General features: G+C 68.2%; 14 protein-coding genes (1 of these 14 cut by a window edge). 4 read left to right on the forward strand and 10 right to left on the reverse strand.

Features of this window, described 5'->3' with window-relative positions; translation table 11 throughout:
* From OCUBac02_RS01980 to htpX, 5 genes are all read right to left on the reverse strand, one after another.
* Window positions 1-123 carry the 5' end (the start) of a low temperature requirement protein A gene (locus tag OCUBac02_RS01980; RefSeq protein ID WP_173043249.1) on the reverse strand. Its footprint begins 1,056 nt before the window's first position, so only the first 123 of its 1,179 coding nucleotides appear in the window; the start codon lies at window positions 121-123; its stop codon lies beyond the left edge, outside the window.
* A 72-nt stretch (window positions 124-195) separates the two neighbouring features.
* Window positions 196-1,788: a bifunctional phosphoribosylaminoimidazolecarboxamide formyltransferase/IMP cyclohydrolase gene (purH, locus tag OCUBac02_RS01985; RefSeq protein ID WP_173043250.1), complete on the reverse strand. Its 1,593-nt coding sequence runs from the start codon at window positions 1,786-1,788 to the stop codon at window positions 196-198.
* A gap of 101 nt (window positions 1,789-1,889) precedes the next feature.
* Entirely contained in the window at window positions 1,890-3,608 is a 1,719-nt protein-coding gene (locus OCUBac02_RS01990; RefSeq protein ID WP_244639063.1) for a heparinase II/III family protein, read from the reverse strand.
* 84 nt (window positions 3,609-3,692) lie between these two features.
* Window positions 3,693-5,057: an RsmB/NOP family class I SAM-dependent RNA methyltransferase gene (locus OCUBac02_RS01995; RefSeq protein WP_197933303.1), complete on the reverse strand. Its 1,365-nt coding sequence runs from the start codon at window positions 5,055-5,057 to the stop codon at window positions 3,693-3,695.
* Window position 5,058: 1 nt separating this feature from the next.
* Window positions 5,059-5,988, reverse strand: coding sequence for a zinc metalloprotease HtpX (gene htpX, locus OCUBac02_RS02000; RefSeq protein WP_173043253.1), 930 nt, complete (start codon window positions 5,986-5,988; stop codon window positions 5,059-5,061).
* A gap of 116 nt (window positions 5,989-6,104) precedes the next feature.
* Between htpX and OCUBac02_RS02005 the strand changes: the two genes are divergently transcribed.
* Both OCUBac02_RS02005 and OCUBac02_RS02010 read left to right on the forward strand, forming a co-directional pair.
* Complete coding sequence (locus tag OCUBac02_RS02005; protein WP_173043254.1) at window positions 6,105-6,329, forward strand: DUF1674 domain-containing protein; 225 nt, start codon at window positions 6,105-6,107, stop codon at window positions 6,327-6,329.
* A gap of 76 nt (window positions 6,330-6,405) precedes the next feature.
* Window positions 6,406-7,710: a class I SAM-dependent methyltransferase gene (locus OCUBac02_RS02010; RefSeq protein ID WP_173043255.1), complete on the forward strand. Its 1,305-nt coding sequence runs from the start codon at window positions 6,406-6,408 to the stop codon at window positions 7,708-7,710.
* A gap of 90 nt (window positions 7,711-7,800) precedes the next feature.
* Here OCUBac02_RS02010 and OCUBac02_RS02015 read toward each other — a convergent pair whose 3' ends face one another.
* Window positions 7,801-8,118, reverse strand: coding sequence for a DUF2853 family protein (locus OCUBac02_RS02015; protein ID WP_047574507.1), 318 nt, complete (start codon window positions 8,116-8,118; stop codon window positions 7,801-7,803).
* A gap of 240 nt (window positions 8,119-8,358) precedes the next feature.
* On the opposite strand from OCUBac02_RS02015, the gene OCUBac02_RS02020 reads away from it, so the two are divergent.
* Window positions 8,359-9,306, forward strand: coding sequence for a 2-hydroxyacid dehydrogenase (locus OCUBac02_RS02020; protein WP_173043256.1), 948 nt, complete (start codon window positions 8,359-8,361; stop codon window positions 9,304-9,306).
* A 65-nt stretch (window positions 9,307-9,371) separates the two neighbouring features.
* Here the strand turns inward: OCUBac02_RS02020 and OCUBac02_RS02025 are convergent, their stop codons facing one another.
* The 4 genes from OCUBac02_RS02025 to OCUBac02_RS02040 form a co-directional block, all read right to left on the reverse strand.
* Window positions 9,372-9,881, reverse strand: coding sequence for a L,D-transpeptidase (locus OCUBac02_RS02025; RefSeq protein WP_173043257.1), 510 nt, complete (start codon window positions 9,879-9,881; stop codon window positions 9,372-9,374).
* A gap of 220 nt (window positions 9,882-10,101) precedes the next feature.
* Entirely contained in the window at window positions 10,102-10,926 is an 825-nt protein-coding gene (locus OCUBac02_RS02030; protein WP_173043258.1) for a heme ABC transporter ATP-binding protein, read from the reverse strand.
* The gene (locus OCUBac02_RS02035) at window positions 10,919-11,998 is read right to left on the reverse strand and encodes a FecCD family ABC transporter permease (RefSeq protein ID WP_173043259.1); all 1,080 of its coding nucleotides are present in this window, start codon (window positions 11,996-11,998) and stop codon (window positions 10,919-10,921) included. The genes OCUBac02_RS02030 and OCUBac02_RS02035 overlap by 8 nt, the downstream gene beginning before the upstream one ends.
* A 23-nt stretch (window positions 11,999-12,021) precedes the next feature.
* On the reverse strand, window positions 12,022-12,981 hold the full coding sequence (locus OCUBac02_RS02040) for a heme/hemin ABC transporter substrate-binding protein (protein WP_173043260.1): 960 nt from the start codon (window positions 12,979-12,981) through the stop codon (window positions 12,022-12,024).
* A gap of 346 nt (window positions 12,982-13,327) precedes the next feature.
* Between OCUBac02_RS02040 and hmuQ the strand changes: the two genes are divergently transcribed.
* Entirely contained in the window at window positions 13,328-13,675 is a 348-nt protein-coding gene (hmuQ, locus tag OCUBac02_RS02045; RefSeq protein ID WP_047574498.1) for a heme-degrading protein HmuQ, read from the forward strand.
* Window position 13,676: the final 1 nt, after the last annotated feature.

The raw sequence follows: 13,676 nt of genomic DNA on the forward strand, positions 1-13,676 counted from the left end.
CGAGATTTGGGTGATCGCGAAGACGAAGACCAGGTCGAAGAACAGCTCGACATAGCTGACCCGCGCATGCTGGTGTTCGACGCGCTCCCTGAGCAGCGCGCCGGGTTTGTGAGCTTTGGCCATGCAGACCCCTATCCCCGCCGGCGCTTTCGCGCGCGGCCCTTCAGCAAGGGTGTCCTGCGGCCCGTGCCGCCGTCAATGGCGGAAGTGGCGGTGCCCGGTGAAGACCATGGCGAGGCCGGCTTCGTCGGCGGCCTTGATGACCTCGTCGTCGCGCATCGAGCCGCCGGGCTGGATAACGGCCGTCGCACCGGCTTCCGCCGCCGCGAGCAGGCCGTCGGCGAAGGGGAAGAAGGCGTCCGACGCTACGACCGAGCCCTTGGCGAGGCTTTCCGCACTGCCTGCCGCCTTCGCGGCCTCGGCGGCCTTCCAGGCGGCGATGCGCGAGGAATCGACGCGGCTCATCTGGCCGGCGCCGATGCCGACGGTGGCGAGGTCCCTGGCATAGACGATCGCGTTCGACTTGACGTGCTTGGCGACGCGGAAGGCGAAGCGCAGGTCGGCAAGCTCGCGCTCGCTCGGCTGGCGCTTCGTCACGACCTTGAGCTCCATGTCGTCGACGACGGCATTGTCGCGCGACTGGGCGAGGAAGCCGCCGGAGACGGTGCGCAGCGACAGGCCGGGCGCCCGGACATCCGGCAGGCCGCCGGTCAACAGCAGGCGCAGGTTCTTCTTGGCGGCGATCATGGCGATCGCCTCCTCGTCGGCGTCGGGCGCGATGATCACCTCGGTGAAGATCTCGACGATCTTCTTCGCGGCAGCCGCATCGAGCTTGCGGTTCAGCGCGACGATGCCGCCGAAGGCCGAGACCGGGTCGCAGGCGAGCGCGCGCTCATAGGCTTCGAGCAGCGAGCCGCCGGCGGCGACGCCGCAAGGGTTGGCATGTTTGACGATGACGCAGGCGGCCGAGGCCTCCGGAGCGAACTCGGCGACGCATTCGAAGGCGGCGTCAGTGTCGTTGATATTGTTGTAGGAGAGCTGCTTGCCCTGGACCTGACGGGCGGTCGAGACGCCCGGGCGGTTCTCCGGCGTGCGGTAGAACGCGGCCCATTGATGCGGGTTCTCGCCATAGCGCATCGTCTCGGCGAGCGCGCCGCCGAGCGCGCGGAAATGCGGAGCGGTGTCGCCGAGCTCATTGGCGAACCAGTTCGAGATCGCCGCGTCGTAAGCCGCGGTGCGGGCATAGGCCTTCTGGGCCAGCTTGCGGCGCAGGGTCAGCGTGGTCGCGCCCTTCTGGGCCTCGAGATCGGCGAGGACCGAGGGGTAATCGGCCGGCTCGACCACGACGGCGACGTCGTGATGGTTCTTGGCGGCGGCGCGGATCATCGCGGGGCCGCCGATATCGATGTTCTCGATGCAGTCGTCATAGCCCTTGCCGGCCGCGACCGTGGCCTCGAACGGGTAGAGGTTCACGACGAGCAGGTCGATCGGCTGGATGCCGTGGCCGAGCATCGAGGCCTGATGCTCTGGATGCGAGCGGATGGCGAGCAGGCCGCCATGGACCTTCGGATGCAGCGTCTTGACCCGGCCGTCCATCATCTCGGGGAAGCCGGTGAGGTCGGAGACATCCGAGACCGGCAGGCCGGCCTCGGCGATGGCCTTGGCGGTACCGCCGGTCGAGACCAGCGCGATGCCGAGCTTGTGGAGGGCGCGCGCGAAGTCGATCAGCCCCGTCTTGTCGGAAACGGAAAGGAGCGCGCGTTCGACGCGGCGGAGCTCGTTCGGCATCGGGATCAGATCCGGCTTTGATTGCAGGAAGGCAGTTTCGGCAGACGCGCGCGGGCTATCATGCTGCGCTGCAAAAGGCAAAAGCCGACGTCGCAGAACCGTCACGCGTCGGGTGCGGGTTCCCCGGCCTCGCGCTCGGCGATCACGTCGGCAATCGACCTGCCGGCGCGGAGATTGGCGGTGCTGATCCGGCTGAGGCGCCAGGCGACGCGCGGGTTTGCCACCGCGTCGAAGGCGACGACGAGTTGCTCGGTGCGCCGCCGCCCGTCGGAGGCGGCGAGGAAGATGCTCTCCTCGATCGCGATGGTCAGCCCGCCGGCCTCGAAGCTCCAGACCTCGCCCGAGGCGAGCGCCAGCAGCGCGCCGCTGCCCTCGCGGACGAGGCTGGCGCGGATATTCGGGTGCAGATGGAAGCGCAGGGCGGCGGAGAGAGCCGTGCGCGTGCCGGTCAGGGCGACCTCATCCTCGCCCGCCAGCGCCGCGCCGTCGCGAGCCAGCGTCAGGCGGCGGGTATGGGTGGCGCCGAGGCCGCGGCGATAGCCGTCATGGCTCGCGACCCATTCGGCGCCCTCCGCGCCGTCCTGCCGGGCGACGCGGACGTCGCGCGGCCCGGAGACGACGCGCATCTCGCCGAGCACCATGCCGAAATTGGCACTGGAGCGGTCGTCGAGGACGAGCGTCGAGTGCGCGGCGGTGCTGCGGGCGGCGAGCTTGAGCTCCGGCGGGCCGAAGCGGCTCGAGCCGCAATTGACGATGATCCGCTGCGCGCCGCTGGAGAACTCGAAGGCGAGGCAGCCGGCATGGGCCTCGACCGAATAAGCGCCGCGCGGCGGCGCGCCGGCATCGGTGACGACGATGCTGCGCTCGGCCGCGAGGCGACTGTAGCCGGAATAGGCGGCGTGTTCGGTCGGGCGGCCGCGGGCATCGTCATAGGCCGCGAGCGTCGCCATCAGGTCGGGCGGGGTCGTGCCCATGCCGTTGAACAAAGCGAGCGCGCCGTCGCCATGCCGGAACAGGCGCAAATGCGGCATCATCCGCTCGATCGCGGTCAGCATGCCGCGCGGCGGTTCGAGCCCGCGGGCGGCGAAGGTCTCGCGCAGGGGCAGGAGGTCGAGCAGGAACTCGATCAGCAGGCGCGGATTGCGCGAGAGATGGCCGCCATCGGGCAGGATCTGCTCGTCGAGCTCCTCCGAAAGCAGGGTCTCGATCCGGCGGCGGCGACTGTCCTGCCCGTCCAGGCAGATTGCGGCGAAGGCGAGGGCGATCAGGCCGTTCAACCGGTCGGCACCTTCGACGGCACCGGCCAGCGCCAGGCTGACCCGATCGGTCAGGCGCGAGATATGGCGCAGATAGCGGTCGTAGAAGACATGGTCGGCGCCTTCCAGCAGCAAGGGCGAATGCGACAGGAAGGAGATCAGCCGGCGCGCCGCGACGGCCGGGCGGCGGGCGATGTCGTGCCGGTCGCGACGCCGGGCGATGAAATCCTCGACAAGGCTGCGAGCATTAGCGCGGGCGATGGCCGTGTCGGCGGCTCGCATATGTCGCAGCCAGCCGAAACCGTAGAGCGCCTCGGCCCAGGCATCGCTCGGCGGACTCGCGTCGAAGGGCGAGTCGCCGTGACTGCGCAGCATCCGCCCGGCGAAGGCATAATAGCCTGCATAGAAATCGCCTGCGGTCGTCGGATCGGCCGTGCGCAGGTCATGCGGGGCGAAGAGCAGGCGCGTCGCGCTGCTGCGGCCGAAGGGCCAGAGCCTGCGGGTCGCGCCGACGAGCTGGCCACGGGTCCGCCGCGCCGCCCGTCCGATCGCGGCCTGGGCCAACCCCCGTCGCTCACCCCACCCGCTCAAATCCCCCGAAAGCTCCGTCGCCGAGCGCGGCGGCATGCCGCGCGAATCCCGGCTCCGTCATAGCCTGATCAGGCGGGTTGCGTAAAATCCCGCCCATCCCGACAGGCGCGGGGTTTCGCCCTGCAACTGGTGCGGCAAGGTGCGGATATCGCCGTTCGCATCGATAGCATCGGTCAAACCGCCGATTTCCTCGGGGCGGACGGGTTCGCGATGAAACTGGGGATTGCGCGCGAGAAAGGCGGCGGTCTGCTCCTCGCCTTCCTGCGGTTCGAGCGAGCAGGTGCAGTAGACGAGCCGCCCACCGGGCTTGGTCAGCGCGGCGGCGGCATCGAACAGGCGCGCCTGCAGGGCGGCGAGACGGTCGCGATCCTCGGGCAGCTTGGTCCAGGCGACGTCCGGATGGCGGCGGATCGTGCCGGTCGCGCTGCAGGGGGCGTCGAGCAGAACCGCGTCGAAGGCGTCCGCCTTCCAGGTCGCGGCATCGGCGGTGACGACCTCGGCGGAGAGGCCGAGCCGGGCGAGATTGGCCTTGAGGCGGCGCAGGCGCGGCCCAGAGCGGTCGAGGGCGGTGACATCGGCGCCGGCAGCCGCGATCTGGGCGGTCTTGCCGCCGGGCGCGGCGCAGAGATCGGCGATGCGCTCGCCGGGCTTCGGGGCAAGGAGCTTGACCGGCAGGGCGGCGGCGGCATCCTGCACCCACCAATCGCCCTCGTCGAAGCCGGGCAGGCCGGCGATGGCCTGGCGCTCGCGCAGGCGTACCGAGCCGATCGGGAGGGCGATGCCGTCGAGCTTTTCGGCCCAGCCGGCGGCGTCCGCCTTGACTGAGAGGTCGAGCGGCGGCTCCTCACGGTGGCTCTGTGCGATCGCGGCGGCGGTGTCCTCGCCATAGGCGGTGCACCAGCTCTCCACCAACCAGTCGGGCGTGTCGCCGAAGACCTCCGCCTGCGCTTCCGCGAGCACGGCGTCGCGCTCGCGGGCGAGGCGGCGCAGCACGGCATTGCCGAGCGCGGCATAGCGGGCCGAGCGCGGGTCCTCGTGCAAGTGCCGGATGGCGATATCGACGGCGGCATGGTCGGGCACGTCGAGGAAGAGAATCTGGGCGGCTGCGGCCGTCATGATCGGCTCGAACGGGCCGGACTTGCGCGGGCTGCCCCGGTCGAGCCGCGCATCGATCGCCTGCTGGATCGTGCCGAGGCGGCGGAAGGCGGTGACGGCAATGGCGCGCGCGAGACCGGCATCGGCCGCATCGAGCCCGGATTCCGGCAGCATGCGCTCAAGGGTCTCGTCGAGCGCGACGCGGGCGCGCAGCACTTCGTCGATGACGGCGGCCGCGAGCCGGCGGGCCGGCAGGCCCGGGGCGTCGTCGAGCCTGGGCTCCGTTTCCGGCTGGTCCGGGCGGCGCGAGGAAGATCGAGCGGCCATCTCAGCCCCACGGGCCCGGCTGGCGCGGCGCGTTACCCCACGGGCTGTCGCCCGCCTGCGCCGTGAAGCCCGCGCCGGCATGGTTGCGGCCGATGCCCATCGCGCGCGCCTGATCCATCAGGGCGGCGATGCGATTGCCGGTGTCGGGGTGAGTCGAGAACAGATTATCCATGCCGCCGCCGGTGAGGGGATTGATGATGAACATGTGCGCCGTAGCAGGCTTGGCCTCGGCTGTCTCGTTGGGGATGTGCTGGACGCCGGCCGCGATCTTGGCGAGCGCGTCGGCCAGCCAGACCGGATTGCCGCAGATTTCGCCGCCGAGCTTGTCGGCCTCGTATTCGCGCGAGCGCGAGATCGCCATCTGGATCAGGGCGGCGGCCATCGGCGCGAGGATCGAGAGCAGGATCTGGACGATGAAGTTGGGGCGGTTGTCGCGCGAGCCGAAGAACATGCCGAAGGTGACGAGCGAGGAGATCGCACCGGCGAAGGTCGCGGTGATCGTCATCGTCAGCGTATCGTGATTCTTGATATGCGCGAGTTCGTGCGCCATCACGCCGGCCAGTTCCTCATAGGTCAGCGTGCGCAGGATGCCGGTCGTCGCCGCGACCGCCGCGTTCTCAGGGTTGCGGCCGGTGGCGAAGGCATTGGGCTGGTCCTCGTGGATCAGGTAGACGCGCGGCATCGGCATGTTCGCGCGGGCCGCCAGGTCACGCACCATGCCGTAGAGCTCGGGCGCGCTGCGCTCATCGACCTCCTGGGCGTTCTGGGCGGCCAGCGCCAGCCGGTCGGAATTCCAGTAGCTGAAGAGATTGGTCACAGCGGCGAAGCCGAGCGCCATCAGCATGCCGCCCCCGCCGCCGAGCAGATAGCCGACCGCGCCGAACAGCGCCGTCAGGCCTGCCATCAATAGGCCGGTGCGAACGTAGTTCATCGAAACCCCTTCTCAAGCGCGTGTTGGCGCAGGCCCTCGCATCCGCGAGCATCGTGCCCTATGTGGTGAGGGCCATCCCGATCCTGCAAGAGAATCCTGCAAGGAAACGCGCCGACATGCCCGAGAAGACCGATCAGGACAGGCCAGCGGAAGCCCCTCCCGAGGCCGGGGTTCTGTCTCCCGCCGCGCAGCGTGCGCTGGCGGAAGCGGCGGCGCGCCGCGCCGCGATCGATGCCCATGCCGCCGAGGTCGCGAAGCAGCGCGAGGTCAACGGGCGCGGCGGGCTGGAGCCGGTGCGCTACGACGACTGGGAAGTGAAGGGCATAGCCAGCGACTTCTGAGACGCTTGGCTCTCCGAAACATTGCCAATTGGCGGCCCAGCCTCCAAACAGCAGCCAGTTAGCAGCGGATTTCTCCATGAACAGCAACGACAAGCGCCTCGCGGCCCTACGCCGCCTTCTTGCCGAGGCGCATGAGAAGCTCGGCCTGAAGCTTGGCTTCCGGCTGTGGGACGGCAGTATGGTCCCTGCCTCCTGGCCGCAGGACGGGCTCGCCATCACCATCGCCGATGCCGGGGTGATGGCGGCGCTGATCCGCAAGCCGAAGCTCGACACGCTGCTCAACCTGCATGTCGCCGACCGCATCGCGATCGTGAATGGCTCGATCTTCGATCTCGCCGCTGCGCGTCCGGAAGGCAAGGTCGGCAAGCTCGCGCGCAACATCCCGAAGAGCGCCGTCTTCGACGTCGTCAGGCGCTTCCTGTTCGCGCCCGGCACGGCCGAGGCCGCCGTCAGCCATCGCAAGGGCGACGAGATCGCACGCGACGGCGCGCCGGCCACCAACAAGGCCAATATCGCCTATCATTACGACGTCTCGAACGATTTCTACCGGCTCTTCCTCGACGAGGAGATGGTCTATACCTGCGCCTATTTCACCGAGGATCACGGCGATCTCGAACGGGCCCAGCGCGACAAGCTCGACATGATCTGCCGGAAGCTGCGCCTGCAGCCGGGCGACCGCTTCCTCGATATCGGCTGCGGCTGGGGCGCGCTGGTCTGCCACGCCGCCCGCTATTACGGCGTCGAGGCGCATGGCGTGACGCTGGCCGAGGAGCAGCTCGCCTTGGCGCGCGAGAAGGTCGAGAGGCTCGGGCTTCAGGGCAAGGTCACGCTCCATCTCAAGGATTTCACGCAGATGGAAGGGGAGTTCGACAAGATCTCCTCGATCGGCATGTTCGAGCATGTCGGCATCCGCAACCATCCCGCCTATTTCCAGGCGGTGAACCGGCTGCTCAGGCCGCGCGGGGTCTATCTACATCACTGCATCTCGCGCCGCGCCAAGAAGACCGAGAAGGCCTTCAACAAGATGCCCGCCGAATATCGCGCGCTGGTGCGCTACATCTTCCCGGGCGGCGAGCTCGACCATTTGGGCATGTCGATCGCCAATCTCGAGCGCCACGGCTTCGAGGTGCATGATGTCGAGGGCTGGCGCGAGCACTACCAGCGCACGACACGCCTGTGGTGGGAACGGCTCGAGGCCAACAAGGAAAAGGCGGGGGCCGAGATCGGGCCGGAGCGCACGCGGATGTGGCTGCTTTATCTGGCGGGCTGCTCGCTCGCCTTCGAGCGCGGCGGGGCGCTGGTGAACCAGACGCTGGTCTCGAAGCGGCGCAAGGGCACATCCGGCCTGCCGCTGACGCGCGCAGACCTCTATAGCGCCTGAGAAAATTGCGCGCCTGGACGGGATCATGGCCGGTTTGCCGCCGGCCTCCCGTCTCGGGGAAGTCGCCCGGCGGAACGCCGGGTCGAGGCGTTACTTCTTGACGAAGAGGTCGAGCTTTCCGTGATGCTCGGCCAACAGATAGTAGAAGGTCAGGCGGGACTTGGTCTTGTCGGCCTTCATATGCTCGCAGATCGCCTTGACGGAGCCGTCGAGATCGCCGGATTTCAGGCCGAGCTTCTTCTTCAGGAAGTTTTCGCGAACGCGATCGAGTTCGGCCGGGTCCGAGCAGGCGACGTAGCGGGTGTCGGGTTTGCTCATCACAAGCGCGTAGGATTTCGACATGCCGGCAAAGGCCGCTTCGTTGAGCGGCTTCTTGGCGAACTTCTTCACGTCGGCAAGATGATCCATCGGGTAGCCCCTTCCTGACCCGCACAAGCGTACGGGTGGTTACGTGTCGCGGAGGGAGGTTAACGCGGTTCTTCACGGTGGGCGAGAGGGCAAAACAGGCGATTTCCGGATTTTGGAACCGCTTGGCCCAATCTTTGGTCGAAGGCCGGAATGCGCGGCGGGGATGACGGGGCCGACGCCAACATGGGTTGAGCAAAGCCCGGCGTGGTGCTGCGATGCAGCATCTCCCGGAGCACGATGATGAAGCCGACGATCCTGATGATTCCGCGTCTCGCCGATGATGCGATCGCAAGCCTGAAGCAAAGCTACACGGTGATCGGGCCGGTCGAGGGTGGCGATGCGGCAAATATCCCGCCCGAAGCGCGCGAAGCCCGCGCGCTGGTGACGTATGGCGGGCTCCGGACCGATGTCGAGCTGATGGCCGCCTTGCCGAAGCTCGAATTGATCGCGTGCTATGGCACGGGCGTAGAGGGGGTCGACGCTGCGGCCGCCAAGGCGCGTGGCATCAAGCTCTGCAATGCTGCCGATGCCAATGCCCGCAGCGTCGCCGAATTCGCGGTCGGCCTGATGCTTTGCTGCATGCGCGGGATCGGACGAGGCGATCGCTTCGTCCGGGATGGTCTCTGGAACCGCCGGGGCATCGAGCCGGTCGCCAATACGCCGGATCTGGCCGGGCGGAAGATCGGCATCTACGGGCTCGGCGCCATCGGCAGCAAGATCGCGAGCCGTGCGGCTGCCTTCGAGATGGATGTCGGCTATCACAGCCGCACGCCCAAGCCCGATCTGCCCTACCAGTTCCATGACAGCCTGCTCGGCCTTGCCGGATGGGCCGACGTGCTCATGGTCGCGGTCCGGGCCAGCGCCGAGACGCGCCACGCCGTCGACGATGCTGTGCTGAATGCGCTCGGGCCGGAGGGCTATGTCGTGAATATCTCGCGCGGTCTCGTCATCGACGAGGATGCGCTCTGCGATGCCCTCGAACAGAAGCGCATCGGTGGAGCTGCGCTGGACGTCTTCGCGGCCGAGCCGCATGTGCCGGAGCGCTTGCGCAAGCTCGACAATGTCGTGCTGACGCCGCATATCGCCGCGAGCTCGCAGGACGCCAAGAAGGCCCAATTGCGGACGCTCCTCGGCAATCTCGAAGCCTTCTTCGCGGGCCGGCCCATGCCGGCGGGCGTGCCGCTCTAGGTTTTTCTCAACGCATTTTCTTTACGCGAACCGGCGTCCGCTTCGCTCGAAAATGCTCTGACGCTTCAGGGCAGGACGACGACCGGCGTGCCCATCCGGACGCGGGCGTAGAGGTCGATCACGTCCTGGTTGTGCATGCGGAAGCAGCCATAGGAAGCGGCGGTGCCGATGGTGTTCGGCATGTTGGTGCCGTGAATGGCGTATTGCCCGGTCGGCCCGAGCCCGATGACGCGCGCGCCCATCGGGTTGCGGGGCGAGCCGCCGGGGATGACGTCGGGCAGGCGGGGGTTGTCGCGCCTGACCTCGGCCGGAGGGCTCCAGGCCGGATCGACCTGCAATTCCTCGACATATTTGACCCCGCGCCACTGCTTGCCGGCCTTGCCGACGGCGATCGTGTAGCGGATCGCCTCGCCGGGCGCGGTGACGAAATAGAGCCTCCGCTCGCCGGTGCGGATCACGATGGTGCCGGGGTCGAAGCGCCCGTCGCGCATGCCGACGATCTCTCGCGCCTGTGCCGGTAGCGCGGTAGCGATGGTCGTCAGGGCGAGGGTGGCAAGGGCGACATGTCTGAGCATCGTCGGAACTCCCGCTGGAAATTGGCGGGAGTTGTCGCGCCGCAGCCGTGAAGCGCGGGTTGAACGATATGGTGAAGCGACGATTCAGGATGAATCGCCGGTGAACTCCACTCTCTATGAATATTTGGCGCCCGGATCGCCGCAGTTTTTTGACAACGCCCTTTGTCATTCCGGGTTCGCGCCTATGGCGCGCCCCGGAATGACAAGGGGCAACCGAGCCTTACGCCGCCGGCCGGGCGCGGTGCTGCTGCGGCAGCAGGAAGGGCAGGCCGGGCGCGGGGGCGCGGCTCAGCGTCAGGTCGACCTTGAAGACCTGGCGCAGCAGGGCGTCGTCCAGCGTCTTCGCCGGCGGGCCCTGCGCGATGATGTGGCCCTGATCCATCACGACGAGATGGTCGGCATATGTCACGGCGAGATTGAGATCGTGCAGCACGATCAGCACCGCGACGCCGCGCGCGGCGATGCTGCGGGCCATGTCGAGCAGGGCGAGCTGGTGACAGAGGTCGAGGCTGGCGATCGGCTCGTCGAGGAAGAGCACCTGCCGCTCGGCGATGCTGCGGCCGGCCTCGAGCTGGCAGAGCACGCGGGCGAACTGGACGCGCTGCTGCTCGCCGCCGGAAAGGGTCTGGTAGCGCCGGCCGGCGAGATCGATGACACCGGCCGCGGCGAGGCTTTCGGCGACGATGGCTTCGCGCCGCTGGCGGGTCAGCGCCCGGCCGATGCCGTCGACGCCGAGGCTCGCGACCTCGTAGACGCTGAACGGGAAGACGAGGCGGGCATGCTGCGCCATGACCGCGCGCACGCAGGCCAGGCGCCAGGCCGGGATGGCGGCGAGCGGCTCGCCGGCGATGCGGACCTCGCCGCCGGCCGGCCTGATCTCGCCGGTCAGGAGCTTGAGCAGGGTCGATTTGCCGGCGCCGTTGGGGCCGATCAGAATCGTCGTCGTGCCGCCGGCGAGTTGCAGGTCGGCATCGGCGACGAGCTTGCGCCCGCCCGCGAGGAAGCTGACGCCATGGCCGGAGAGGATCGGGTTCGCGTCAGACATCGATCAGGCTCGCGCGGCGCAAGAGCAGCCAGAGGAAGAAGGGCGCGCCGATCGTGGCGGTGACGATGCCGATCGGCAGCTCGGCCGGGACGACGACGAGACGAGCGACGATATCGGCGCCGACCAGCAGCATGGCGCCGCCCAAGGCCGAGAGCGGCAGCAGCAGGCGATGGTCGGGGCCGACCGAGAGCCGGATCAGATGGGGCACGACGATGCCGACGAAACCGACCATGCCGGCCGAGGCGACGCTCGCGCCGACGGCGAGCGCGACCAGCAGGATCGCCAGCGCCTTGATGCGCTGGACGGGGATGCCGAGATGATAGGCCTCGGCCTCTCCAAGCATCAGCCCGTTCAGGCCGCGCGCCAGCAGCGGCATCAAGAGGAGCAGCGGCAGGATGATCGGCGCGACCACGGATAGCTTCGTCCAGCTCGCGCCGCCGAGGCTGCCCAGCGACCAGAAGGTCAGGTCGCGCAATTGCCGGTCGTCCGAGATGAAGGAGAGCTGGCCGGTCAGGGCACCCGCCATGGCGCCGAGCGCGACGCCGGCGAGCAGCATGGTCGCGACCGAGGTCCGGCCGCCGCGCGTCGAGATCAGATAGAGCGCGAGCGTGGTGATCAGCCCGCCGCAGAAAGCGCCGAAAGGCAGGGCGGCGAAGGGCAATTTCATCATCGTGCCGGCGAGGAAGCGGTCGCCGAGGACGATGGTGGCTGCCGCCGCGAGGCCGGCGCCGCTCGACACGCCGACGAGGCCGGGATCGGCGAGCGGATTGCGGAACAGGCCCTGCATCAGCGCGCCGGACACGGCGAGGCCGGCACCGACGAGCAGGCCCAGCAGCACGCGCGGCAGGCGGATGTTGAGGACCACGAGGACGTCGCGCCCTTCGAGCAGGCTCGTGTCGCCCGTCAGGCGCGCCATCAGGATCTCGGCGACACGGCCGGGCGGGATCGAGATCGCGCCCTGGCCGATCGCGACGATCGTCAGGAACAGGCAGGCCAGGGCCAGGCCGATGACGGCGAGCAGGCCGGCGCGGCGGCGGCCGGCGATCAGCGTCGTCAGGCTCGATGAGGACATGGCCGGGGACGGTGCCGCGAGGGTCACGGGGCGGCAGCGGTCTTGAGCGGCGGGATCGCGGCTTCCGGATAGATCGCGGCCATCAGGTCGCGCGCCGCCATCGGCGTGCGCGGGCCGAAGCCGAGCAGATAGAGCCCGTCCATATGGACCAGCCGTTTGTTGCCGGCGGCCGGAACCTGGGAGAAGGCGGGCATCGCGAAAAGCTCGTCCGGTGTGACGTTGTGGGCGCTGCTGTTGCGCATCATCAGCACCATGTCGGGCGCCGCGGCGGCGATCGCCTCGTCGGTCATCGGCTTGTAGCCTTCGATGGCGTCGGCGACATTGATGCCGCCAGCCAGCGCGATGATGCCGTCGGCCGAGCTGTTGCGCCCGCCGACCAGAGCGCGGCCGTTCTGCAGCGAGAGCAGGAAGAGGATGCGCTTCTTCTTCGCGATGCCGGAGCGCAGCGTCGCGAGCTCGTCGAAGCCGGCCTTGGTCTGGGCGGCCAGCCGCTCGGCCGGGGCGCCTGCGCCGATCGCGGCACCGATGGCTGCGATCTTGGCGGTGACGCCGTCCGGCGACAGCCCGTCAGCGATGCGGGCGATCTTCACGCCGGATTCGATGAGCAGCGACACCGCATCCGGCGGGCCGGCGCCGTCGATCAGCATGATCATCGTGGGCTTCAGCGATAGCACGCCCTCGGCCGATAGCGCCCGGACATAGCCGACATTGGCCTTCTGCTTCAGCGCCTCGGGCGGGAACTGGCTGGTCGAGTCGATGCCGACGATGCGGTCCTGCAGGCCGAGCGCATAGATCACTTCGGTGATGACGCCGCCGGCGATGACGATGCGGTCCGGCGTCTGGGCGAGTGCCGCCCCCGGCAGGGCGGGGGAGAGGGCGAGTCCACCGAGGCCGAGCGCGCTCAGGCCAAGGGCTGCCGTCAATTCGCGGCGGTTAGGCTGCCGAAAGCCGCGATGCGCTGTGATGAGGCGCGAGCCGGACATGTCGCAACTCCATTGGGGGCAGACGGCGGCTTTGCCGGCCTAGGCCCAGACAAGAAGGTTGTGGTCAGTTTAAAATGATTCAATACAAAGCAAACTCTGTTTTTAATTATTAAAAACAAGATTTACTTTGCAGTATTATTGACGCTGATATGAGCCTTTACTACAAGGGGTCAAGGGCAACGCCGCTGCGCAGCCGGTCTCGTCGGGCGATATCCGTCGAGCGGTCCGCCTTCGGGCCTTGCGCATGTCCGGATCGGCGCCGCCTTCTAGGGAGCCTGACCGGATGGCTTTTGCCCGGTTTCGTTCGGTTTCCGCCGTTTCGGCGCGTCAGATGCAGGGTTTGCCGATGTTCATCGCTATGAATCGCTTCAAGGTCGTCAAGGGCGAGGAAGCCGCCTTCGAAACGGTCTGGTCCTCGCGCAAGAGCCGGCTCGACGAGATGCCGGGCTTCCTCTCCTTCCACCTGCTGAAGGGACCGGAAAAAGAGGACCACACCCTCTATTCCTCGCATACGAGCTGGGCCTCGAAGGAAGATTTCACGGCCTGGACCAAGTCCGAGCAGTTCCGCGAGTCGCATCGCAATGCCGGCCAGCCGCGTCCGAAGCCGATCTATCTCGGCCATCCCGAGTTCGAGGGTTTCGAGACCGTCCTGAGCGAGAGCAACCCGCACCTGCCCCGTCAGGCGGCCGAGTGAG

Origin of the sequence: Bosea sp. ANAM02 (genome assembly GCF_011764485.1) — a bacterium.
GTDB lineage: Bacteria > Pseudomonadota > Alphaproteobacteria > Rhizobiales > Beijerinckiaceae > Allobosea.

Excerpts from the sequence above, each read along its gene's own strand:
- purH (WP_173043250.1), bottom strand. The coding sequence starts at position 1,788 with ATGCCGAACGAGCTCCGCCGCGTCGAACGCGCGCTCCTTTCCGTTTCC.
- OCUBac02_RS01995 (WP_197933303.1), bottom strand. The coding sequence starts at position 5,057 with ATGGCCGCTCGATCTTCCTCGCGCCGCCCGGACCAGCCGGAAACGGAG.
- htpX (WP_173043253.1), bottom strand. The coding sequence starts at position 5,988 with ATGAACTACGTTCGCACCGGCCTATTGATGGCAGGCCTGACGGCGCTG.
- OCUBac02_RS02005 (WP_173043254.1), top strand. The coding sequence starts at position 6,105 with ATGCCCGAGAAGACCGATCAGGACAGGCCAGCGGAAGCCCCTCCCGAG.
- OCUBac02_RS02010 (WP_173043255.1), top strand. The coding sequence starts at position 6,406 with ATGAACAGCAACGACAAGCGCCTCGCGGCCCTACGCCGCCTTCTTGCC.
- OCUBac02_RS02015 (WP_047574507.1), bottom strand. The coding sequence starts at position 8,118 with ATGGATCATCTTGCCGACGTGAAGAAGTTCGCCAAGAAGCCGCTCAAC.
- OCUBac02_RS02020 (WP_173043256.1), top strand. The coding sequence starts at position 8,359 with ATGAAGCCGACGATCCTGATGATTCCGCGTCTCGCCGATGATGCGATC.
- OCUBac02_RS02025 (WP_173043257.1), bottom strand. The coding sequence starts at position 9,881 with ATGCTCAGACATGTCGCCCTTGCCACCCTCGCCCTGACGACCATCGCT.
- OCUBac02_RS02030 (WP_173043258.1), bottom strand. The coding sequence starts at position 10,926 with ATGTCTGACGCGAACCCGATCCTCTCCGGCCATGGCGTCAGCTTCCTC.
- OCUBac02_RS02035 (WP_173043259.1), bottom strand. The coding sequence starts at position 11,998 with ATGTCCTCATCGAGCCTGACGACGCTGATCGCCGGCCGCCGCCGCGCC.
- OCUBac02_RS02040 (WP_173043260.1), bottom strand. The coding sequence starts at position 12,981 with ATGTCCGGCTCGCGCCTCATCACAGCGCATCGCGGCTTTCGGCAGCCT.
- hmuQ (WP_047574498.1), top strand. The coding sequence starts at position 13,328 with ATGTTCATCGCTATGAATCGCTTCAAGGTCGTCAAGGGCGAGGAAGCC.